Below are 23,654 nucleotides of genomic sequence, written 5' to 3' on the forward strand. Positions count from 1 at the left end.
AAAAAGACAGCTACTAGAGCTGCCATTCTGTTTATATTATAGAGTTACACGAGTACCTGTTTTTCCTTCGAGTGCGTCTTGGAGTTTGTCGATCGATGTGATGACAACGTTTTTGCCGCCTTTTTCCAAGAACATGATTGCTGCTTCGATTTTTGGACCCATACTTCCTTTCGGGAAGTGGCCTTCTTCCATATAACGAAGTGCTTCTTCAACTGTCATTTCAAGCAGGTTTTGTTGTTGTGGAGTACCAAAGTGGATTGCCACTTGCTCAACGCCTGTTAAGATGAATAGGTAATCTGCATTTACTTCCGCAGCAAGCAATGCACTTGCGAAGTCTTTATCGATAACTGCGTCTGTACCTTTCAGCACGCCGTTTTCCTCAGTGACAGGGATCCCGCCACCACCAGCAGTAATGACAGTGATTTCTTTGTCAAGTAGCGCTTGAATTGCGTCTTTTTCAACGATTGTTACCGGTTTTGGAGAAGCTACAACACGACGATATCCACGTCCGCTATCCTCGATGTAAGAGATTTTTTCCGTTTCGAGGATTTTGTCCAATTCTTCTTGCGTGTAGAAAGGTCCGATTGGTTTCGTCGGATTTGCAAAAGCTGGATCATCTTGGGAAACGACTGATTGTGTAACGATTGTCGCAATAGGTCTGTTAATATTGCGCTCGATCATTTTGTTTCTGAATGTTTGTTGAATCAGATAACCTAAGTTCCCTTGTGTTTCAGCGTCCAATACATCTAATGGGTACGCTGGAACTACTGATTCAGCCATTTGGTTTTTAATTAATGTATTGCCGACTTGCGGACCGTTACCATGCGTGATAACAACTGTGTTTCCTTGTTCGATCAAATCAAGTACTGGGCCGCTGCTTTCATTGATGTTTTGAAGTTGCTCTTCAAGTGTTCCTTTTTGACCTTCTTTAATAATTGCATTTCCGCCAATGGCAAGAACGATTTTTTTGCTCATCGCTAACTCTCCTTTAAGTAAGAAAAAATAAACTTCATTTTCAAGAGAAAAGAGGAGAGGAACAAGCCTACATCCATCCCTCTCCACTTAAATCCATTATTCCGCTTCGATTAGACCAAGCTTCACTGCGTAAGCATCGATCGCTTTTTCAAAGGCAGCCAATGGAGCACGAACAGTACCCGCACCGATTTGCCCAACGCCAGCTTCTTTGTGAGCGATACCCGTGTTGATAATCGGTTCGATTCCTGTTTCGACAACTTTTCTAGCGTCGATTCCTAGGCAAGAACCTTTGAAGTCCCAAGTAGGAATAGAGAAGTTCGGGTTGTGATCGATACAAATATCCATCATGTCATTACTTGTAGTTACTGCGTCGTCCATACCACCAGCACCTACGAAACGTGTAACACCAGGAGCAGCGATCATTGCAAATCCACCAACACCAAATGTTTCAGTGATTGCACTGTCACCCATGTCTTTACAAGCCATATCTTGATCATATCCTGTGAAGAATAGACCTTGTGGCGTGTTAACTGGTGCCGTAAACCATTGGTCACCCATACCTGCGATACGGATTCCGAACTCATATCCGTTACGGCACATTGCTGTTACTACTGTACCATGTTGGATTTGTCTTGCTGAATCCATTACAGCTTTTGTAGAAGCCATAGCAATGTTCAAGAAGTATTGATCTGTGTCAGCAAGGAATTGAATAACGTCTTGCTGGTCTTTTTCATCTACATCTGTTTGTAGGATGTATGGAACGATTTCTTTTAAGAAGATAAGTGATCCTGCAATGTTACGTTGGTGGAATTCGTCACCCATTGTAATTGCTTTCGCCATCATAACGTTGACGTTTAGGCCGTCACCTTTAATTTGAAGAGCTTTAGATAGTGTTGGTCCAAGAACATCTCTGAACCAGTTTAGACGGTTAATTACTTCCTCTGAGTAAGCACCGAAACGAAGTACTGCACCAATTCCTTCATTCATTGTGCAGTATGCACGGTTTCCGCCGTCACGATTTTCCGCAACGAGAACAGGCATGCTTCCGGATGTAATTCCTCCCATTGGACCTACTGCGTTTACGTGGTGACATGGAATAAATTCGATTTCACCGTTTTCAAGCATAGTACGTGCATCATCAGCATTCGTTGCCCAGCCTTCAAATAATGTAGCACCAATACATGATCCTTGCATTGGGCTTGTCATGTTTTCCCATTTGATAGGCGGTCCAGCATGAAGTAATACTTTCCCGTTTAATTCTTCAATAACTGATTTCGCTGGAACTACATCATTTAAAAATGGTGCGCTTGATACAATTTTATCGATAACCGCTCGGTTTGCTTCATCAATTGTTTTAAATTGTCCGTACATTGTGGTTTCCTCCTGAAAAATCAATATTTCTATAAAGATTACCTATTTAAAGCTTCTGCTTATGCTTATTTTAGAAGGCTCAAGATTTTGCGAAGTCTTGGGTTTCCGCCAGCAACTGGACGCCAGTCATATTGAACAACTCTGCCACCGTTTGCAGTAACCGAATTAGTGAAGCTCTTCAAACCAACGTTAACAACGCTCGGTTTTTCAGACAATAGTTTCTGGATTGCTTCTGAAACTGTAAAGTCAACATTTCCAGCTTCTACTGTTGCAGGAACTACTTCTTTTGTTCCTTCTTCAACTTGAATGCCTAGCATTGCTAAAGCAGTAAGAGTAGCTTGGTTGTTGCTATCACGAATGATAACTCCAGCTTTTTCTAGTTTCGCCTTTTGCTCATCGATGCCTTGTGGGTCTTGATCCGTACCGCAAACAGTTGCAACGAAGTAAATGTTTTTGCCATTTGCTTTTGTTTCTTGTTGAATTTTTTCGATGCCTGGAAGCAATGCGCCAGCCATATCTTCGTGTGCGCCATAGCCAAGAACAAGGTCAAATAGGATGACTGCTGTTGATTCGTCTTGAGCAGCTTTTTGGAAGAATTGGATTCTCGTATCCGGATCAATCATTGGATGTGGTTTTCCTTGTGTGTAAATATCATCACCAAGGTCAATTACTTCAAAACCGTCCGCATTTAGAAGGTAACCAGCTTGGCCATGGTCAGTTTCTCCAAGGTTCAAGCCTCTGCTGATCAACGTAGCTGCTTCATACCCAAGCGTACCGCCTGAATATAGACCTTTGATCGTTTTTTGTTCTGGCTTCAAGTCAACTGCAGGTACATCTGAATGTAGCGTGTTGTAATTTGGTTTAATTGGATTGCCTTTTACAAGATCGACAGCAATTGCTGCTGTTTCTTCAAGTGTGTTTGCATAGTACACATTTCCTTCATGGTTATGTGGCTCTTCTCCAAGGAAAATCGCAACAACCGGTTTAGAAATGCTGTGTAGCAATTGTACAACTTCATCACGAACTTCTTTTGCAGGTGGCTTAGAAACAAGTGTGATCACTTCTGTTTGATTATGTTGCGCCAATGCTTTAAGGCCATCCAACATTGTGATTGCACCGATCTTGTCAGAAAGGTCGCGTCCACCAGTACCGATTGCATGGCTCACACCTGCGCCTAGACGGTCAATTTCAGTCGTAACTTCTTGGATACCTGTTCCGGAAGCACCGATAACGCCAATTTTCCCTGTTTTTACAACGTTTGCGAATGCAAGAGGAACACCGGAAACGATTACTGTACCAGCATCTGGTCCCATAACAAGAAGACCTTTTTCATGTGCTTTTTCTTTAATGCGGCGCTCATCTTCAGTTGTTACGTTGTCACTGAAGATCATAACGTGCATATCTCGGTCAAGCGCTTTTTCTGCTTCTTCTGCAGCATATTGGCCTGGTGTAGAGATGATCGCAATATTCGCATCTGGAAGTGCATTTACAGCTTTATCCCATGAGTTAACTGTTTCGAAAGCTTCTTTACCAGCACTAATTGCTTGGTTGCTTAGATAGTTATCCACTTCATCGAGTACTTCTTGAATTTTCTCTTCTTGTTCTGTATCGACAACGATACACATATCGTTGGACGCAGCACTTTCAAGTTCTTCAGTGAAAAGGCCTGCAGCCTTGAGGATATCCTTGTTGGCAGGTGTTCCCATCATGATTTGAACTTTGATGATGCCTTCCATTGTAGAAATTTTGTTTGTGAGAAGCATTAGGTTAACTGAATCCTGGTAGGAGTTCTGTTTTACGATCGTATAAAGCATGTTTTCACGCACCTCTTAATGTTATTTTTTCACTACATTCTTTACGTAATATCAAAGACGCCAACGGAAAATCGGCATAGAAAAGGGGGTGGCCGCAAATTGACCACCCTTTATAAAGGTTTACTTAGCAAAAGGGCTTTTATTATCATACGAATTGTTATGCACTACGTCTGAAATTAAATATTCATAAATATGGTCTACAATTTCAATTCCGTTCTCCTCGTACTGTTTCTCCCTTTCAGCACTTCGTTGTCCAGGATAAGAAACATGGTCAAAACCAGGAGCCGGTTTAATGTTATTGAGATCTTGCATAGTCGTCGCAATGCTTTCTTGGAATGTAGTCAACCCTGCGAAGAATTCTGGATTAATTACGATATGAAGCTGTCCAAGATTTCGATATTCGGTTAAATCATGGTACATGGAAGAAACTTTGTTTCCAAATGGAAGTCCTAGCAAAATTCCAGATAGAACGTCAACCATCATCATAAGTCCATATCCTTTAGGACCTGCAATCGGAACGAGAGCATTTACTTTGAATGGATCGGTTGTAGGATGTCCTTCGCTATCAACCGCCCATGTATCAGGAATGGTTTCATTTTTTGATCGAGCATGAAGTATTTTGCCCCAAGCTTGAACAGTTGTTGCCATATCAAATGTAATATGTTTGCCGTCTTTGCCTGGTGCTGCAAAAGCAATTGGATTTGTTCCATAATAAGGCTCTGACCCGCCGAACGGAACAACCATAGGGTCCGATTGACATACTGAAATGCCAACCAAGTTTTCATTTGCGGCTTGTTGTACGAAGTAAGAAAGGGCACCGCTATGTCCGATTCTTTTTACGCCGACAACTGCTACTCCATTTTCTTTAGCCATTTGAATCGCTTCGTCCATCGCTAACTTTGCAGCGACATGTCCTACTCCGTTGTCACCGTCAAAAACAGCTGTAGCTGGACCTGTCTTTTCAAATGTGAAATTAGGATTTGCATTAAGTCCGCCTTTAGCGATTCGTTCTGCATAATATTCTACTCTCATTGCTCCATGAGAGTGAACTCCCCTGGCATCCGCATGAACAAGAACGTCTGCAACGCCACGTGCATGATCTTCAGTTAATCCTGCTTTATGCAGTTTTGTTGTAATTAACTCATTCAATTGCTCACTACTTAATCTCATTCCACACACCCCTATTAAGTTTTTCAACCGGTATATCTATATTCGAATAAAGAATATTACTCAGCGAACGGGTTCTTATGATCATATTGATTATTATGGATGACATCTGATTTTAAATACTCGTAAATGTCGTCAACAATCTCGATGCCGTTTTCCTTATACTCCTCGATAACAACGTCGTTGTTTTGTCCAGGATAAAGGACTTTCGAGAAGCCAGGTGCAGGCTTGATTCCGTTTAGATCACTCATTGTTTGAGTAATATCATTTTTGAAATCAACTAATCCTGTAAAGAACGCTGGGTTGATGACAATATGAAGTTGACCTAATTTACGGTACTCAGATAAGTCTTCATACATTGAGGAAACTTTGTTACCGAACGGAAGTCCAAGAAGAATCCCTGATAGAACATCAACCATCATTGCTAGTCCGTAACCTTTTGGTCCTGAAATCGGCAATAATGCATTTACATTCATCGGATCAGTCGTTGGTTCACCGTTGGCATCAACTGCCCATGTATTAGGGATTGATTCATTCTTAGAACGAGCATGAAGAATTTTACCCCAAGCTTGTACAGTCGTCGCCATATCCAATGTAATCATTCTGCCATCGCTGCTTGGTGCAGCAAAAGCGATTGGATTTGTACCATAATAAGGTTCAGCACCGCCAAATGGTACGACCATCGGGTCAGATTGGCAAACGGAGAAACCGATTAGATCAGCACTTGCTGCTTGGTTTGTAAAGTAAGAAATTGCTCCGCTGTGAGAGATATCTCGAACGCCAACAATGGCAACTCCACTTTCTTTAGCCATTTTAATGGCCTCGTCCATAGCTAATTTCGCTGCTGTATGGCCATTTCCGCCATCTCCGTGGAATACGCCTGTCGCTGGGCCAGTTTTTTCAAACTTAAAGTCCGGGTTTGTATTCATGCCGCCCTTCGCGATACGTTCAGCATAATATTCCACACGCATTGCGCCGTGGGAGTGGATGCCTCTTTCGTCGGCAAACGTTAGTACATCCGCCGCGACGTCAGCATGTTCTTCTTTAAGACCCGCTTTATGAAGCTTCGTCTTGATTAGACCTTTTAAGTCTTCTCTACTTACTCTCATCATGACACCTCTTTTTAGGGATTATTATAGTGATGCATCCCGATTACAATCTTTAGAATAAACGTATGTCAATGGCTCTCTACCAACTGCATAAGCTGCTTGATGCACATATGGCGCCATGAAAATGTAATCGCCTTTTTTAACTGGAATCCATTCATTGTCTAGATTGTACATACCCTCACCTGATAGTAAGTATGCACCATGGCCTTGGTAATGTGTTTCAACGAATGGATGGCTTGCTGCAGGGTCAAATGAAAGAATATGGAAGTTCATATCAAATGCAAGATCTAATGGCAATAGATCTTTAAGATGAACGTTTGTCATATCATCGTAGTCCATGTACTCGATGTCGTTTGCATGACCGGAAACAACCCAAGGTTTTTTCCCTTCTAGCGGGTTGTGCTTTTGCTTGTAAAGGAATAGACGTGAATCACCAGCTTCCAAGTTCTCCAAATACATTGTTACGCCTGGAGGGCAATATAGGTAGCCGCTTTCTTCAAGAATGAATTCTTCATCGTCCGCTTTCGCTTTCACTTTACCGCTAATAACGTAAACAAAGCTTTGTACATCTTCTTCACCGCAGTAACCTTTTGTGTTCTTTCCGCCTTCGTGCATAGTGACGATATAGTCGACAAAGCTTGCACCAAGTTTTGGTGAACCTAAGATGGAGATTCTGCAATTTTCAAATCCTGGAATCACATTATTTACTAATCCCTCTGGTGCGATTAGAGCATATTGACCAGGCTTAATAATAGATCTGCTTGAAAGTAAATCTTTTGGATAACCCATCGTTACATTCTCCTCTATTTGTATATAATTTCAGGTGTACACCTGACTATCGAAAAACTTGTTATTCTTTATAACCTAATTCGTAAAGAGCACCGATAAGTGCTTTGACGCCTTCTGCCAAATCGGCAGGCTCTGTAAATTCAGCAGGATTATGGCTAATCCCTTTTAAGCTAGGCACAAACAGCATAGCTGTCGGTACGACAGGAGCAAAGATTTGTGAATCATGTCCTGCGCCGCTGTGCATTACTTTGTAGTTCAAACCGTTTTCTTTACATTGTTTCTCAATAAGTTCAACGATTCTTTCATCCATCGGAACTGGATCTTCATCCATCCATAGATCGATATTCATTTCAACTTCGTGTTCAGTTGAAATTTCCTGCATTCTAGCCGTCATTTGCTCTGTAAATGAAACAATTGCTTCTTTATTAGTGTGACGGACATCAATTGTGAAAATCGCTTTTCCAGGTACAACGTTTACGATGTTTGGATAAGCTTCGATTTTTCCGACTGTCGTTACGAGCGGATCACCGATTTTTCTAGCCATCGAAATGATTTCATGAATCATATGACTCGCTGCAAATACAGCATCTTTCCGATAACCCATTGGTGTTGTTCCAGCATGGTTAGCTTGACCTGTTATTTCAACCGTATACCGTCTTTGCCCAACAATATTGTTCACTACACCAATATCCGTTTTTTCAATTTCTAAAACGCTTCCTTGTTCAACGTGAACTTCAACAAACGCTTTTAAATCTTCACGTGGACCTTTTGAAGCGTCTCCGAAGGCAAAACCAGCCTTTGTCATTGCTTCTACAAACGGGACACCTTCAAAATCTTTTATTGTTTCAACGTCTTCACGTTTCGCTAATCCAACAATGTTTTTCGATCCCCAGAACGAGTATGGGAAACGGCTTCCTTCTTCTTCAGCCATCGAAACGACTTCAATGTTGCGTAAAGGTTGGCCGAAATGTTTTTTCAAATATTTCAACGCTATGATTCCGGCTACAATTCCATATGCTCCGTCGAAACGGCCGCCGTTCTTCACAGTATCGACATGGGAACCAGTCAAGATTGTTTCATCTGTCTTTGTCCCTTTTAATGTTCCGAATAAGTTACCGATTTCATCAAATCGAGCTTCCAGGCCTTCGTTCTCCATCCATTCTTTCAACGCGTGTTGACCTTCAACCCACTCTTTTGTATAGAGTAAACGAGAAACTCCACCTTCAGGATCTTTTCCGAATTCAGCTAGCCATTCGAGCTTGCCAGCTGTTTCTTCGTCAAGACGTTCAAGCTTTTGTATAGTAGTTTTAATATCGTTCACCTATTTCACCACCCTTTTCCGAGCTATGTAAATTTCTTTATAAACGCTAATTATTGTTTGTAATTCATGCGGATAGTATGCAATGAATTATTTTTCATCTACTGATGGCCTTTTAGCTCCATCACTCATTGTAAACGTTCTAAACAAAATAGTCTTTAGCATAGTTAGATAAAGATTCATCTTATAATTATCTAAATTGGATAATGAACAATGAAAAGAGGCAGTCCATTTGGTAACGGGTTCGGAACAAGGGGAGAAAATAGTAAATAACACACCGATTGGGGGCAATTCTCATATGAATTGGTGTCCCTGTTTTTGTCGATATATCATCGTTATGTCTTATAATTCGGATGAATTGACATAGCTATTAGCGTAGCAATTCGCAACATCACATAAAATTATGTGCCGTTACGAATGACCGTGCTAATTGTACTGCTAATAAGCATGTGAGTTGGAAGAGGGAGATTGTTTTGGAAATAACTGAAAACACTGAAGGTAACAAGTTATATATGGTAAAATAGAGATATAAGAAGTAGGCTTGTTCAACAAACTATCCAGATTGTTAAATAAGAAAGAATGAAGTAAGAGACCTGATAAGGGGGAAGTCATGAGTTATATTCAAACAATGCGTAAATTAATTGGAAATGAAATGCTAATGACTGTGGGTTGTGGGATTATTATTGAAAAAGAGAACCAGATTTTACTTCAACATAGGAAAGATAGGGATATCTGGGGAATACCAGGGGGAGTCATGGAGCCTGGGGAAACATTTCTTGAAACTGCTGTGCGTGAAACATTCGAGGAAACTGGATTGATAGCTGAACGATTACAATTGTTTGGACTCTATTCAGGTGAAGAAGGATTTTCAGAATATCCAAATGGAGATAAAATATTCAGCGTCCAAGTTATTTTCCATTCAATTAGTTTTTCAGGAGAGTTAATTCATAACAATGATGAAAGTCAAGAACACCGATTCTTTTCACGTAATAACTTACCACATTTGCTTCCAATCCAAGAGCCATTCATTCAAGATTGGGTAAGCCAAGTGAGTCTGCCGGTAATAAAATAAATCTAATTCCAATATCTCGCCATTCGTCAGTGCTGTCCGTACTGATAGGTAAACCTTCATATTCCATTGTAGCAGTAAGCAATGCAAAAAAATGTAGAATGGTGAATCGACATACTACAGATATTCAGTTGAATATCCTTGTCTTCCTTAAAGGGGAGCCTAATTCAATACTGTATCGGACGCTTTTCCTGTATAAAGGAGCGCTGTTTAAGGTTCAAAATTAAAAAGTAGATTCTTAGTTGATTGGAGCGGAAGGCGGCGACTCCTGGGGGAATAAGCGGGACAGGTGAGACCCCGCAGGGGAGCGAAGCGGACCGAGGAGGCTCACCGTCCGCCCCCCGGAACGCGTCCGCCTGAAGCGGAAATCAACGTGTCATATACTATTCCGTTAACGGGTGTGATTGTTGAATAAAAAAATGCTCAGGCTTCTATGCTTGAGCATTTTTTCTTACTTTTTCTACTGTTAATTCGGTTTCAAATTGCACGCTAAATGGGTTGTTAACTGGGTTACGTTTTCGTATTTTCTCCCCATCAACCGAACCCGTTACACATTTGGCCGCCTCTTTTAATATTCTTGGTTTTCACGTTGAAGAAGTTCGTAAATCTTAAGTCCGACTCTCACAGACAGCATTTCTTCTGAATCATCAAAATCCATTCCTGTTATTTCTTTGATTCTTTCTAAACGATAAACAACAGTCTTATAGTGAACGAAAAGATGCTTAGCCGTTTGGGCTGCGTTTTGATTGCATTCCAAAAAGGTCTGTAATGTCTCCAATAGATCTGCTTGATTCGCTTGCTGGTAATCAAGCAATTCCTTCAAAGAATGTGGAATGAATTGAGTTAATGCAGTGGAATCTTTAACATAGCGGAGTAGTCTAAAAATCCCTAATTCCGAAAAAGCGGTAATCGATGCTAAGCCGTTCAACGTTTCGCCTAAGTCTAGCGCATCATGTGCTTCTCTATAACTTTTCGGAATTTCAGTAATATCACTTACTGCACTACCGATCCCAACTTGAACGCCAATATCTTTCACTTGTTCGTTAATGACCGTTTGAATCGCACAAGAAGTTTTCTTGATCTCGTTCATCCACGAAGACTCGGTTTTGCTAGACTTCTCGACTTTCCAAAGGACGATGAACAGATTGCTCTTATTTGAAATAATGCCGTTTGGCAAATAATGATGAATTGCCTCGTGCACCAGGAAATGGCTACGATCCGAAAAGCCGCTCTTTTGATTTGGTATATTTTCTGGATAACGATTGATTTTGAAGAGTACCGCCGCAAAAGACCCGGTGAAATCCCATCCGATCACGTTCGCCTTTTCGTACACGGCATCGATAGATTGGATTTTCCCGCTAATGAGCTCTTCAATTAAATCATTTTTATATTTCTTTTCAACCTCAGCAACCGCAAACTGTTTCACTAATTCAAGAGATAATGAAGTCGCCGCATTTTCAACAGCTATTAAGTCAAGCTCTCCTAGTGATTTATTAATTTCACCGATTAACAAATACATTTTGTTATGGTTTAACGTCTCAATTGGAACAACAATTTGATGCCCTTTTATATTATCCAATTCAGGATATTTTACTATTTGCCGGTAATGCGGAAATTTTATCCCTGATGTTTGTTCGTAAAAGTGAACTTTCTCGACCATTTCGAAGTTTTCCAGCTCAGGATATGTCGAAACGATGCAAGTAAATTTCCTATCAAACAAGGCAACTGGATTTCCAATAAGCTCTTCAAGCGTATGAATAATTTTCTCAAGGCCTTTATCGGCAAGAGATAGTGCTGTAAACCGGTCATGAATCTCTTTATAGTATTGCAACTTTGTAACTTGATTATTGAAAAGCTCACCCATGATCGGATACATGACATCGACAAATGGAACCTCTTGCGGAAGCTGGATGATCGGCATTTTAAACACTTTGCCCACTTCAAGCAATCGATCGGAAATTGTCTCGCTATGCTTCTTAATAACAAGGGCGCTAACTCTCTTTTCGGCTAATTTTGAAATAAACTCTTTTATTTCATTGTCATTAAAGTTACGAATCGAATAAAGGCTTGTTAAGATTACTTCCCCACCTTTAAGCCATTTTGCAATATCAGGTCCTTCCATAATGGTTACGCCTTCAATTACATTATGAATATAGTTTTGTCCGCCTAAAACTTCAGCATTCTTCATGGGCTCCATCGCTAGTAAGTCTTTAACTTTAAACTCCATTTGCCCAGTCCTTTCCGTGTAACTAAAAAGTCCATTTCTCGAAATCATATTCATCTTATTATACAATATAAAAATAAAGCATATCTAAAAGAAGAAAGAAGTGTGACATCATTGTCTAAAACAACAATCATCTATAAACAGGAACCTAATTTCGAGCTGAAAGGGGATTATTACCCTGCCTCAGACAAGTCTCGTCCATTAATTGTCTTTATCCATGGCGGCGGCCTTCTATGGGGATCGCGTGAAGATATGAAAACTGAACAGATTGATTTATTTACGCAAGCCGGCTTCAACGTCTTTTCGATTGATTATCGTTTAGCGCCGGAAACTAAACTTCCAGCCATTCAACAGGATCTTATCGACGCCCTTCATTGGGTTGAAAATGAAGGCACAAAACAGTTTGATTATGATCCAGAAAAAGTGGCTGTTATCGGAAGCTCCGCAGGCGGATACCTAGCATTGTTAACCGGAACATTCACGAATAAGCCGAAAGCGATCGTCTCTTTCTACGGGTATGGCGATATTACAGGCGATTGGGCAATAAAGCCTAGCCCTCATTATTCAAATATGACAAATGTACCAAGGGAACTTGCCAAATCGCTTGTCACGAATGATATCATTTCAGTCGGCCCGATTGAAAAGCGGTATGCCCTTTACATGTATGCAAGACAAAGCGGCGTCTGGATTGAAGAATTGACTGGACTGATTCCCGTTGTATGGAAAGACGAAATTTCGAAATACTGCCCACTATTCCATGTCGAAGCGGATTATCCGCCTACACTTCTCCTTCACGGTACGAAAGATGATGACGTTCCGTACGAGCAATCCGTCTTAATGGCAGAGAAGTTAACGGAAAACGGCGTTGCCAATAAACTCATAACAATCCCAGAAGGCAAGCATCAATTCGATGAAGATTGGGAAAGTCCGATCGTCCAAGATGCTTTTAAAGAAGTCATCGCCTTCTTAACGAACAACTTATAGTACGTCAAAAGGGCTTAGAGAAAATTCTCAAGCCCTTTTTTTCTTTACGTCTAGACTCCGAGCGCCAAAAAGATGCCTTAATTTCTGCCAAGAACGCAGAAATACGGCAAATCGAACCCTTCGCAGTTCGATTGGCTCGGGTCATAAGTCAAATCTGCTCTGTGGCAAAAAGCGCCACGCCGCATCTTCGCCTTATGCCAGAGGCCGGCAGGATGCCGGTCATGCAGTCGTTGCCTCAGGACGCGGCGTTCTTAGACTGCGAACCTTTACTAGGCAGGCGCTCTGCGCTTTTGTTCCAATCATTTTGTTTTCATAACAGTCTCGTCTGAAAGCGCACTTTCTTTTTTCTTTTGCTCAGCGTTATCCTCTACTCCGTATTTATCCCAATTGAATAGGTTTTCAAGTAGTAGGGCTAAAATGATCCCTACTAGCAATCCACTGCTAAGCAACGGACGGATAACACTTGGAATCGTAATGAAATAAGAAGCGGGAAGGGTCATGATGATAATTCCGACGAACAATGGAACTGCAGAACGATACACATTGACCGTATTGAATCGAACTTGCTTAAGGAAATTCAACGAAGAATTTAATAGTAGCAAATAAGAAACAAATAACGCTGCGCTACCGATGCTTAACGGCAGCTGTGAGAAAAAGTGGCCAAGCGGCGGAATAAGTCCCATGATGAGGAACATGAATCCACCAAGAATAAACGGTAGTCTTTTAATAATACCTGTTTGACTTAAGAAACCGATCGACGAAACGTAAGGTGAGTTTGGAACGAGGCCAAAAATACCTGCGATCAACGTGAAAACACCTGTAATCGTAAACGATGCTCTGTACTCAGACTTTGTCGTTTCCACCTCGTACATACTTTCCGTTCCTTTTAATGCGCCAAACGTGTTCGCTGTGTTTAACAATCCAGCTAAAATAGTCGTAATGATAATTCCCATATCCCATGCAGGCTTTCCTAATGGGAATAATTCAAGAGCAAACTTTGTATTTTCGCTAATTGGGCTTTCCGGTTTAAAGATGAGTGCGTACACGATCCAACCGACGATGATCCCGATTAGCAAGCCGTAGCGGCGGACGCTTGAAGGCGCCTTTACGCTAATGACGATGACAAGAATTGCAATAATGATCGACAATAATGAAATGGATAGATCGATATGCGCACCTTCAGTCTGGTTGCCAAAAGGAATACCGAGCATCCCTTTTAAAAAGATGCCGATCAATTGACATCCGAACAAGAACATAAATACACCCATTACCGCTGGGGTGAACAACTTAGCGAGATGCGGCCCAAGTCCAGTTACACCAATTAAAAATGTAATAACCGCAGTAATGAGAATGCCGACTGTCAAGCTGCCCCCTAGAACAGGCAAAGGCATCCCTTGAGCCGCAGCTGTTGTGCAAAGCGTTAAAATAACTCCCCACCACAGTCCGGACTGCCCTTCCATAATGGCCCGCTTATGCCCTAAAAACGCCTGAATAATACATGCAAGGCCTGTCACGATAAATGACAGTTGTAGCATATTGACAATCGTTTCCGGAGAAAGTTGAAAAGCCGCTCCGATAGTGATCGGGATGACAACGATATTCGTGAAAATAAAAAAGAGCCATTGTAAGCCCGAGATCCAGTTACTTGATTTTAATAACCCGTTAATAACAATCACCTTTCCTTTTATGCATAACGGCAGCTTTCATACCGATTAAGACACCTACTAATGTATCTGTGCCAGACGTATGCCCAATTTCCTTCATCTCTTCGACAGCCTTCAAAAATTCAGGCCCACGCGGTTTATCTAAAACATAACATAACTTTAGAAGATGGGAATGGAATTTGTTTTCGGTTGCATAGAGAAGATATTCCAGAGCGATATGCGTCGTCCGTTTTTGGCCGTGTTCAGCCAAATAAGGTTCTAGCTTTTGCAGAAAAGTTTGGTCTGCTCCATCCAAAGCTGAAAGGACCGCACAAATACCAGTTATACAATCGTCTCCGCTAGGCGTAAGCCCCAATCCTCTACCAATCCAATAATCAAAGACAGTTTGCGAATTAGACTCATGCTCATAGACAAGATTCTTCAAACTATCCAGTCGTTCTAAGACGGGAATATTGTTAGTGGCCGATGAAGGATCTAGTATATAATGAATGATTTGCTTTTTTTCTTCCTCCGTCTCCGCTAACCCAGTTTGCCAATTAGGTTGAAGAAGCTTGTCTGCTAGAAACTCAAAATTATCTTGAAGACTTTCTAATTGATATTCATATGGCCGCAGTTCGTGATTCTTCCAAATTACCTGTCCTAATGAAAGAATGATCCCTTTCGGAAATAGTAGGGACATCGATTTTTCATCCCAAGAAACTTCCAAATTGCTTGCAAGGAGCTTCGTAAGTACATGCGCATTTGCTTGCTCCATGCCAATTCCGAATGGAGCGAGCCCATTATCCAATGCGCCAATGTGGACAAGCTGTTCGCCAAAAGCTAAATTGAAACTAGTATTGAAAACACTATGGACATGACCTTTTGGGTTTGTTTTAACGATACGGGCAACTTCATCGCTCGCTGAAAAAGCATTCAGTACAAACGCTCCATTATGACGCTCTGAATTCATATCCGTTGAATAAAACATTTTTTCACCCCAAATCTAGAGTATATCCACAAAAATAGCATTCCCTTTTCTACTCATATCTACTCTATTTTACAGCTATCAATCGGAAATTTCATTGTTTACTATGAACAAATTACAGCTTGATTTTTGTATACTTTTCACGTAAAATGAAGAAGTGAAGGAATAGAAATTTCCTATAGGGATTTAATAAATGAGGTTATTCTTATGAAAACAATCAACGATTTATTCATATTGGAAGGTATGAAAGATAGCATCGTACTTGCAGGCCATCGCGGTTTGACAAGAAACGTACAGTTCGTAAATATATCCGATACGCCTGATGTCATCAATTTTTTATCCGAAAACCACTTGCTTCTCTCAACCGGTTATGCGTTTAAAGATGACCCGGAAATGTTCTGTGAGTTAATTAGACAAATGCATGAATTAAATTGTTCAGGCCTTGTCATTAAAATTAATCGTTTCTTTAAGGAATTGCCGCCAGAAGTTAAATTATTAGCGGACGATCTTGCATTTCCGATTATCGACTTGCCGACAAAACATACATTGGGTGAAGTTTCTCGCCACATCTTGAATTACTTGAATGATGCTGAATCTGAGCAGCTTTACTATGCATTACACGTTCAAAAAGAATTCTCTGATATGATGATTAAAGGCTATAGCTTAACAGCGCTCATTGAGCAATTAGGCCATTTCCTATCGCGTCCGACTCTTTTACTCAATCATCGCGGAGAAAAAATTGCCCATAGCCATGATTTTCGAATGGATTCCATGAAAATCGTCGAACAAGAAATCGTTACAAAAGTGAAGGAAGATTTGCCTTCAGCGAGAGATGGTTTAACATTCAATATTCCGTCTAGAGAGCATCAGTCGATCTCCACTTTTCCTGTGCAAACAAAACGACAGCATCCAAGCATGCTCGTCATCGTCGATTCTATGACTTTGCCTTACCCATCTTCACAGATGGCGATTGAACAGGCAGGCAACGTTATTACGTTTACAATTATTAAAGAACAGGCTATCGAGGAAAATTCTCGGCTGTTAAAAAACAATTTCTTTGATGATTTAATTGAAAATAGAATTCACTCTGATGAAGAAATATTGAGCCGTGCCAATTATTATGGTTTGAACGAGGATTTGAATAATATTTGTATCGTTTGTACGGTCGATCAAAAAGGACAGAATTACGAGGATCTTCAATTGTACGAGAAAAAAGCAGGGGAATTGTACAATAGTATTTATGATCAGCTTGAAGATGAAATCGTTCAAAGCGATATGGAAGGGATTTTATTCACGAAGGAAAAATACTTCGTTATGATATTGCAATATGCCGATGGCAACGAAGCAGATCCCTATGAAGTAACCGAATTCGTCAATAAATGCCAGGAGAGCTTGCAAGGCGATTATTCAATTTCTTTCGGCGTCAGCAATACAGTTCATTCCATTAAAGATATTACAACCGCTTATTCCGAAGCTTGTGAAGCAATTATGAGCGGGTATGATATGAACATGCTCGGGTTCATCAACTTCTATAAAATGAAGGAACTTGAAGATTTATTAAATACGATCCCGAAAAAAGATTTAAAAGCATTGTATGAAAATACATTAAAGTCCCTCGCCTATCCGAAGACAAAAGAAAATCAAGAATTGATCAAAACAATTCAAGTGTATTTGGATTCGCAATGTGAGATTTCTGAGACATCTCGCCGCTTGTACATCCACCGAAACACAGTGAAATACCGTATCGAGAAAGCGGAAGAAATACTAAATTGCTCATTCCGCGACCCGGCCCATTCATTGCGTATTCGCGTTGCATTATTGATCGGATCTATTCTGAAAGAAAAAGAATAAAAAAACCAAAACCCGGTGCGAGCCGGGTTTTGGTTTTTATTCATTTTATTGAGAAATTGTTGTTTTTTCAGTAGTGATAACACCGTTTTCAAAGACAACTTCCCCATTGACAATAGTCGTTTTCACTTTTCCGTTGAACGTCATGCCAACATATGGTGAGTGCTGGTGGCGATAGAAAAGATCTTCGTTTTTCAGTTCGAAGCTTTCGTCCAAGTTTACGATTGTGATATCAGCATCATAGCCTTCTGCAATTGTTCCTTTGTTTTCAAGTCCGAATAATTTCGCTGGGTTTGTTGCAGTTAGCGCAACGATTTTCTCTAAAGTAAGATTCCGTTTGAAATATCCTTCAGTCAACATGATGTTGAGTGTTGATTGTGCACCTGAGATGCCGCCCCAGCCTTCAAAATAGTTATCTGTAATTGTTTTCATAGATGCCGGCGCTGGTGAATGGTCAGATGCGATAACGTTAATTTCACCGTTAGCGACTGCAGTCCATAGATCTTCGACTTCGTCTTCGTCGCGCAATGGAGGGCAGCACTTCGCCAAACCGCCTTTTTCTTCAAGGTCTTTTACAGTTAACGCTAAATAATGCCCGCATGTTTCAACTGTAATATCGACCCCTCTTTCTTTCGCTGCTTGAATGACGTCAACGACTTTTTTACTGCTCGCATGTACGACATGTACTTTACAGCCAGTCGCTTCTGCATAAGAGATAATTCTTCTGACAGCTTCAATTTCAGAAATGATCGGTCTAGATTCAACAAAATCTCTTGCAGTTGTTTTCCCTTGTTTCTGTTTATCTGCAGCAAGCTGATCACAAATAACTGTGCTTTCAGCGTGAACTGCAAGTAGAGATCCAAGAGAAGCGATTTCTTTCATGCCTTTGAAGATCGTTTCATCATCAACATGATTGAAATCAGCAATACCGCTTGGCGACATGAATGCTTTGAATCCGATAACGCCATTTTCATGAAGTTCTTTCAGATCCGCAATATTTTCCGGTACGAGGCCGCCCCAGAAATACGGATTGACAACTGATTTTTCGTCAGCGCATGCCTTTTTCAAATCAAGGTTTTCTTTATTGATCGTCGGAGGCGTACTGTTCAATGGCATATCAAAGAAAGAAGTTGCTCCTCCGGCAGCTAAGCTTCGGCTACCTGTAGCAATCCCTTCCCATTCTGTTCTTCCTGGCTCATTGAAGTGAACATGCGTATCAATTAATCCAGGCAATACGTGAAGCCCTTCTGCGTCGATCTCTCGATTAGCTGAACCTTGTAACGATTGGCCAACTTCTTTAATTTTGCCATCTGTAATCGCAATGTCTCCTTGGACAATGGAATCTGCTGTGACAATCTTTCCGTTTCTAATGATCAAATCGTATGTAGTCATTTTTCATTCCCCCATCACAATTTTCCCTTTGCCATTGTCGTCTCAGACAATGACAAAGGGATCATCTATCTTATTCGACTTTCAATTAACGGTTAGCAGAGATCAATTTTCCAACTGGTTCTCCGACAATTCCTTTTTCTAAATCGAATACAACATTTCCGCGGACGATTGTTTTGGTCACGCGGCAGTCAATTTTTCTGCCTTCATACGCACTATGTTTGTTTTTGTAGTAAAGGTCTTCTCTTTTCACTGTATATGATTGATTAGGATCCACCAAAATGATATCCGCATCTTTCGTAACTGCGATTTCACCTTTATGGGAAATATTGAAACGTTCTGCAGGATGCGTTGCAATCAAGTCAACAAATTTATGAACCGGAAGTCCGCGTTGTTTAACTGCCAAATCAAACATAAGGTCTACGTTGTTTTGAGCACCACTAATTCCACCCCAAGCTTCCCAAAGATTTCCTTGCTTCAAATCTTCCGTACATGGTGAATGGTCGGAAGTTAGCCAGTCGATGTTTCCAGCGAGAAGTTCGTCCCATAGTCTTGCTTGGTCTTCTGCTTTTCTGATCGGCGGCTGACATTTTGCACGAGGGCCGATTTCGTCAACTTGCTCAGCAGTAAATGCAAAATAATGTGGGCATGATTCAACTGTTACATCTACGCCTTCTCTGCGCGCTTGCAAGATCACTTGGATTGCTTCCGACGTACTAATATGAACAAGATGCAATTTACAGCCAGTCTCTTTCGCGATAAGGATTGCACGTTGAACAGCTTCCACTTCTGTGAAGATAGGACGAGATTCCGCATATTCCACCCCGGAGTTTTTGCCTTCTCTTGCAAATTCTTTGGCAAGGCCAGATGGGATTGCTGAGTTTTCAGCATGGATGCATAGGATTTGATCCAATTCAGCCAGCTTTTGCATACCTTTGTACAATGTGAAATCATCCACATTTACGAAGTCATCCGGTATATCACTTGTAATATCAGACAAGAAACATTTGAAAGCAAGAACGCCAGCGTCAGACATTTCCTTTAGCTTATCTACATTGCCAGGGACAAGTCCGCCGTAAAATGCGTAGTCTACGTAGTTTTGGTCAACAGCCGCTTCCAATTTCAGGTCTAACGCAGCTTTGTTAGTTGTTGCAGGAAGGGCATTCAACGGCATTTCAACATAGCTCGTTGTCCCGCCAGCAGCTAACGATTTCGATCCTGTTTCGAAACCTTCCCACTCTGTACGTCCGGGTTCACTTATGTGTACATGTGTATCAATCATTCCTGGCATAACGTATTGACCAGTTGCATCGATGACCTCTTTTGCATCATCTGTAATGTTTTCAGCTATGCAAGAAATCTTTTCATCTTTAATACCAATATCAACTTTGTAAACACCATCACGCAATACAACATTTCCACCTTTAATAACTACATCAAAAGCCATTTGAATTCCCCTTCCAACTATCATGTTTTAACGTACCATTTTTTCGCCAAATATTAGTTTTGCCTCTTTCGCATTAACTATTCTCTTCATTCAATGTTGGCGATTTTGCAAATAAAGTTCCTTTACTATGTGGCAATTCAAGCAATGTGTAAAGGATAAAAGCAACGATGATTCCGACAAACCAGGACATATCATAAAGCGGTTTTAAAAAGGGAACGAAATTGCCAATCAAACAAATAACACCGGCAATGATTGTCGTTAAAATCGCATTGACATTGAAACCCTTTTTATAATGGTATCTTCCCTTTTTCGCATCATATAATGCATTCAAATCAATATTCTTTTTAGATATGATGAAATATTGGGCTAACATGATTCCGGTAACCGGAGCTAATATCCCGCCGACAATATTTAAGAAAGTGAAAACACTCGTTGCGCTCTCCATCAACTTCCATGGCATTACGAGAATACCGATGATCGCTGCAATGATTGCACCTGATTTGAAAGTAAGTTTTTTTGGAAATAGAGATGCTAATTGATAACCAGCAGGCACAATATTTCCTGTAACGTTAACAGATAAAGTTGTTAAGCACAGTGTAAGAACAGAAATCGCGATCGCGAATGTTCCATCAAATCGAGCTACAACATCAAGCACGTTCCAGATCGGTGTCCCGAAAGCTATTTCAGATCCAACAATTATCGCGATACTTGCAATTGCAAACAATATATATGCCACAACAAGGCCGACAGTTTGTCCAATCGCCTGCGTCTTCGTCGATTTCGCAAGCTTCGTGAAATCTGAGACGTTTACAATCGGTGCTGCCCACGCTGCAATAACAGCTGTGATTGCGGCGATAAAGATGACGATTTTGTTACCTGCTACTCCTGAACCGGTATACGCTAAAATCGGTCCGATTCCGCCTGCCAAGTTAATGGCCCAAATAGCCATTCCTCCAAAAACAATGTACACAAGTGGTGATAGGATATTTGTAAACTTCCCTAAGAAGCCCATTCCTCCATAAATTAAAGCAACATTAAACAACCAAAAGATTAAAAACGAAATCAAAGCCGGCAAGGATAATCCTAAAAGGCTCCAATCTCCGCCTAATGTTAAATAGTCTGGCCAAAGCTTACCGATTAAGATGGATAACGCTTGGCTTCCTGCATACGTTTGGAAACCGAACCACATAATTGCGGAAATGACTCCCCTTAAAACGCCTGGAATCATTGCCCCTTTCGGCCCGTAGGATAAACGAAGAAGCATCGCAAACGGCAATCCATATTTTGAACCCGCATGTCCATTCAGAACTAACATCGCTGCGATGACTACAGAAGCAACCATTATTGCAGCAAAAACTTGTCCGACTGACATTCCTAAAGCAAAAAGGCCGCCAATGGCGATATAGTTTGGAATATTATGAACGGAGCCCATCCAAACAGTGAAAAAATTCCCTACGCCCCATTTACGATCTTCTTCTTTTGTCGGCAGAACATCGGCACTATATCCAGCTGACATTGCTTTCTCTCTATCAAAAAGACTCAAAAGAACTCCTCCTTAACTGTTGCCACAAACTATTGAGACCTTTTGCTCCATACGCCAAGAAGTAGTTTTTCTATGTTTTGCGTACTCGATTAAACAAGAGGTTGTAAACCCAATATATTTTATTACTATAATATTAGTAGTGGACAACATCATTATACAGAATAAAAAGCTGTACTTCTTTAGGTTACTTAACCAAAAGAAGTAACTTATATTATGTATAATGGATAAGGAATGTTGGTATTATATACACTTTAAATAAACGGTTGTGCATTTTAAACAAACAAAACTACCCCTAGAAGATATGTTCTCCAAGAGGTAGTTCAAAAAGTTGTTATTTCTCGAAGATAGTTCCTTTTTTGAAACTTGATCCTTTAAACGCATACTTCGATAGAAGATAGTAAGCTGTTCCTGCCACTACTACTCCGATGATCCAAGCTAGCTCAACCTCGATAAACGCTGCAGCTGCACCGATAAACATAGCAAGCAAACCTGCAGGGTTATATCCTTTAAAAGATCCTTCCTCATTGTACAATTCTGCAGTATTCACTCTTTGTTTTCTTAAGATGTAATACTCGACGATTAGTATTGAAATAACCGGTCCTAAAAATGCAGAATAAATGAGAATGAACATATTCAAACCAGTTGCCGAAGACTCTTGTACAAGCAACCAAGGGAATGCGCATAGCGCAAGCAATCCTGTAATGATTGCAGAAGTTTTGTACTTTAATTTTGTCAACATTGTAATGACATATACTGGAGGAATGATGTTTGCCACCATATTTGTTGCAATTACTGCAATGACGATAAATATAGAAACAAAGACTGAAACATAGTCATTATCTAGAATGATTGGAAGCGCTTGTGCCGGGTTTGTTACGCCCGTCGCAGCTGCAAGCATTGCTCCAATTACAATAACAAAGCCATATGAAATAGTGATTGGAACAAAGTATAGTGCTCCACGCTTTTTATTGCTTAAACCAGTTTTAAGCTCTCTGGAATAATCCGCAGCACTTACGAAAATACCTGCATAGTTACCTAAGAATACCATGATAAGACCGAAGAACGGTAAGCCCCATGAACCTTTAGCTTGTACCCAGTTTTGGGAAATCTCGGCTGTATGTGATGTCATAAGAAGGCCGAAAACATAAACAAGCGCGATCATGAACACAACAGAAGCAACCGTCTCTACCCATTTAACCGCATGGAACCCGAAGAGTGAAAGAACAATCTGAACTAACTGAAGTGCTATGAAGCATATAACAATATTATCAAATGATCCATTCGTAACAATTTTCGCGATTTCATTCAAGGCAGTTCCGCCAATCCAACTTTGAACCCCGTACCAGACGATGGCAGGTATTCCGCGTAATAATGACGAAATGACTGTTCCTTTAATTCCGAATGACATTCTAAGCTGAACAACGTATGGAATACCTTCTCTATAGCCGGCGCGATCATTTAACGCGAAAACAGTCGAAATGATCCCAATTGAAATTAGAGCTGCGAGAAGTGTCTGCCAGATGTTCAATGTTGCAATTCCCGCAACAATTACGCTGGCACCTAGCGTCATATTTCCTAAGTTAACCCCATCACCAATCCACATAAAAATATAGTCCTTTGGCTTGACGGTTCTTTCGCTATCGGCTTTTGGATGAAGTGATTCGTCCAATTTCGAAGCTTGTTGAATCTGAGCAGCTTGTGTATCAAAATTTTCATTAACTGCAGACATTTGCCATACCCCTTTCGGCGTTGTAATTAAAGCTATATTTATTACGACAGCACAAATGATTTCCTCTTCTGTAGAACAACATTAGATCGTCTTTCTAATGACTTTCTAAAAAGCTTTGTCGTGAACAATCATTATTATACATAGATTTACATGTTAGGTCTTTATGTCGATTAAACAAAATGCACAAAAGATTGCTATGTATAATGCATAACATTTGTCACTAGCACAGCCCTATTGGACAATCGTTTAT

17 protein-coding genes are annotated in these 23,654 nt (G+C 40.7%); 3 read left to right on the top strand and 14 right to left on the bottom strand.

Annotation, left to right across the window (positions count from 1 at the left end; all coding sequences use genetic code 11):
* Positions 1 to 36: 36 nt before the first annotated feature.
* The 7 genes from arcC to allC all read right to left on the bottom strand — a co-directional run bounded on the left by arcC (position 37) and on the right by allC (position 8,537).
* The gene (gene arcC, locus AC0L13_RS15230) at positions 37 to 975 is read right to left on the bottom strand and encodes a carbamate kinase (RefSeq protein WP_473641035.1); all 939 of its coding nucleotides are present in this window, start codon (positions 973 to 975) and stop codon (positions 37 to 39) included.
* A gap of 96 nt (positions 976 to 1,071) precedes the next feature.
* Complete coding sequence (locus AC0L13_RS15235; protein ID WP_473641037.1) at positions 1,072 to 2,346, bottom strand: YlbE family protein; 1,275 nt, start codon at positions 2,344 to 2,346, stop codon at positions 1,072 to 1,074.
* A 65-nt stretch (positions 2,347 to 2,411) separates the two neighbouring features.
* A complete protein-coding gene (gene fdrA / locus AC0L13_RS15240; RefSeq protein ID WP_473641039.1) occupies positions 2,412 to 4,160 on the bottom strand; it encodes an acyl-CoA synthetase FdrA in 1,749 nt (582 codons plus the stop codon).
* 120 nt (positions 4,161 to 4,280) lie between these two features.
* Positions 4,281 to 5,330 (bottom strand): ureidoglycolate dehydrogenase, encoded by a 1,050-nt coding sequence (allD, locus tag AC0L13_RS15245; RefSeq protein ID WP_473641041.1) that lies wholly within the window; start codon positions 5,328 to 5,330, stop codon positions 4,281 to 4,283.
* A 56-nt stretch (positions 5,331 to 5,386) separates the two neighbouring features.
* Positions 5,387 to 6,436 (bottom strand): ureidoglycolate dehydrogenase, encoded by a 1,050-nt coding sequence (gene allD / locus AC0L13_RS15250; RefSeq protein WP_473641043.1) that lies wholly within the window; start codon positions 6,434 to 6,436, stop codon positions 5,387 to 5,389.
* Between the two features lie 24 nt (positions 6,437 to 6,460).
* Positions 6,461 to 7,225 (bottom strand): (S)-ureidoglycine aminohydrolase, encoded by a 765-nt coding sequence (gene allE, locus AC0L13_RS15255; RefSeq protein ID WP_473641045.1) that lies wholly within the window; start codon positions 7,223 to 7,225, stop codon positions 6,461 to 6,463.
* A 61-nt stretch (positions 7,226 to 7,286) separates the two neighbouring features.
* Positions 7,287 to 8,537 carry an allantoate deiminase gene (gene allC, locus AC0L13_RS15260; RefSeq protein WP_473647046.1) on the bottom strand — a complete coding sequence of 417 codons (1,251 nt, stop codon included), beginning with the start codon at positions 8,535 to 8,537 and terminating at the stop codon, positions 7,287 to 7,289.
* A gap of 616 nt (positions 8,538 to 9,153) precedes the next feature.
* Here allC and AC0L13_RS15265 point away from each other — a divergent pair.
* Positions 9,154 to 9,615: an NUDIX hydrolase gene (locus AC0L13_RS15265; RefSeq protein ID WP_473641047.1), complete on the top strand. Its 462-nt coding sequence runs from the start codon at positions 9,154 to 9,156 to the stop codon at positions 9,613 to 9,615.
* A 565-nt stretch (positions 9,616 to 10,180) separates the two neighbouring features.
* Here the strand turns inward: AC0L13_RS15265 and AC0L13_RS15270 are convergent.
* The gene (locus AC0L13_RS15270) at positions 10,181 to 11,839 is read right to left on the bottom strand and encodes a PucR family transcriptional regulator (RefSeq protein ID WP_473641051.1); all 1,659 of its coding nucleotides are present in this window, start codon (positions 11,837 to 11,839) and stop codon (positions 10,181 to 10,183) included.
* A 111-nt stretch (positions 11,840 to 11,950) separates the two neighbouring features.
* On the opposite strand from AC0L13_RS15270, the gene AC0L13_RS15275 reads away from it, so the two are divergent.
* Positions 11,951 to 12,820: an alpha/beta hydrolase gene (locus AC0L13_RS15275; protein WP_473641053.1), complete on the top strand. Its 870-nt coding sequence runs from the start codon at positions 11,951 to 11,953 to the stop codon at positions 12,818 to 12,820.
* Between the two features lie 299 nt (positions 12,821 to 13,119).
* Here the strand turns inward: AC0L13_RS15275 and AC0L13_RS15280 are convergent, their stop codons facing one another.
* Entirely contained in the window at positions 13,120 to 14,496 is a 1,377-nt protein-coding gene (locus AC0L13_RS15280) for a uracil/xanthine transporter (protein ID WP_473641056.1), read from the bottom strand.
* Positions 14,483 to 15,451, bottom strand: a complete 969-nt coding sequence (locus AC0L13_RS15285; protein ID WP_473641058.1) for an oxamate carbamoyltransferase subunit AllH family protein — start codon at positions 15,449 to 15,451, stop codon at positions 14,483 to 14,485. The genes AC0L13_RS15280 and AC0L13_RS15285 overlap by 14 nt, the downstream gene beginning before the upstream one ends.
* A gap of 204 nt (positions 15,452 to 15,655) precedes the next feature.
* Here AC0L13_RS15285 and AC0L13_RS15290 point away from each other — a divergent pair, with 204 nt between their 5' ends.
* Complete coding sequence (locus AC0L13_RS15290) at positions 15,656 to 17,299, top strand: PucR family transcriptional regulator (protein WP_473641061.1); 1,644 nt, start codon at positions 15,656 to 15,658, stop codon at positions 17,297 to 17,299.
* Between the two features lie 45 nt (positions 17,300 to 17,344).
* Here the strand turns inward: AC0L13_RS15290 and AC0L13_RS15295 are convergent, their stop codons facing one another.
* The 4 genes from AC0L13_RS15295 to AC0L13_RS15310 form a co-directional block, all read right to left on the bottom strand.
* Positions 17,345 to 18,688, bottom strand: a complete 1,344-nt coding sequence (locus tag AC0L13_RS15295; protein ID WP_473641062.1) for an allantoinase — start codon at positions 18,686 to 18,688, stop codon at positions 17,345 to 17,347.
* Positions 18,689 to 18,773: 85 nt separating this feature from the next.
* Positions 18,774 to 20,132, bottom strand: coding sequence for an allantoinase AllB (allB, locus tag AC0L13_RS15300; protein ID WP_473641064.1), 1,359 nt, complete (start codon positions 20,130 to 20,132; stop codon positions 18,774 to 18,776).
* Positions 20,133 to 20,205: 73 nt separating this feature from the next.
* Complete coding sequence (gene allW / locus AC0L13_RS15305) at positions 20,206 to 21,675, bottom strand: allantoin permease (RefSeq protein ID WP_473641066.1); 1,470 nt, start codon at positions 21,673 to 21,675, stop codon at positions 20,206 to 20,208.
* Between the two features lie 331 nt (positions 21,676 to 22,006).
* Positions 22,007 to 23,404: an NCS1 family transporter gene (locus AC0L13_RS15310; protein WP_473641068.1), complete on the bottom strand. Its 1,398-nt coding sequence runs from the start codon at positions 23,402 to 23,404 to the stop codon at positions 22,007 to 22,009.
* Positions 23,405 to 23,654 lie beyond the last annotated feature (250 nt).

Source organism: Sporosarcina sp. QA0331 (assembly GCF_055808055.1).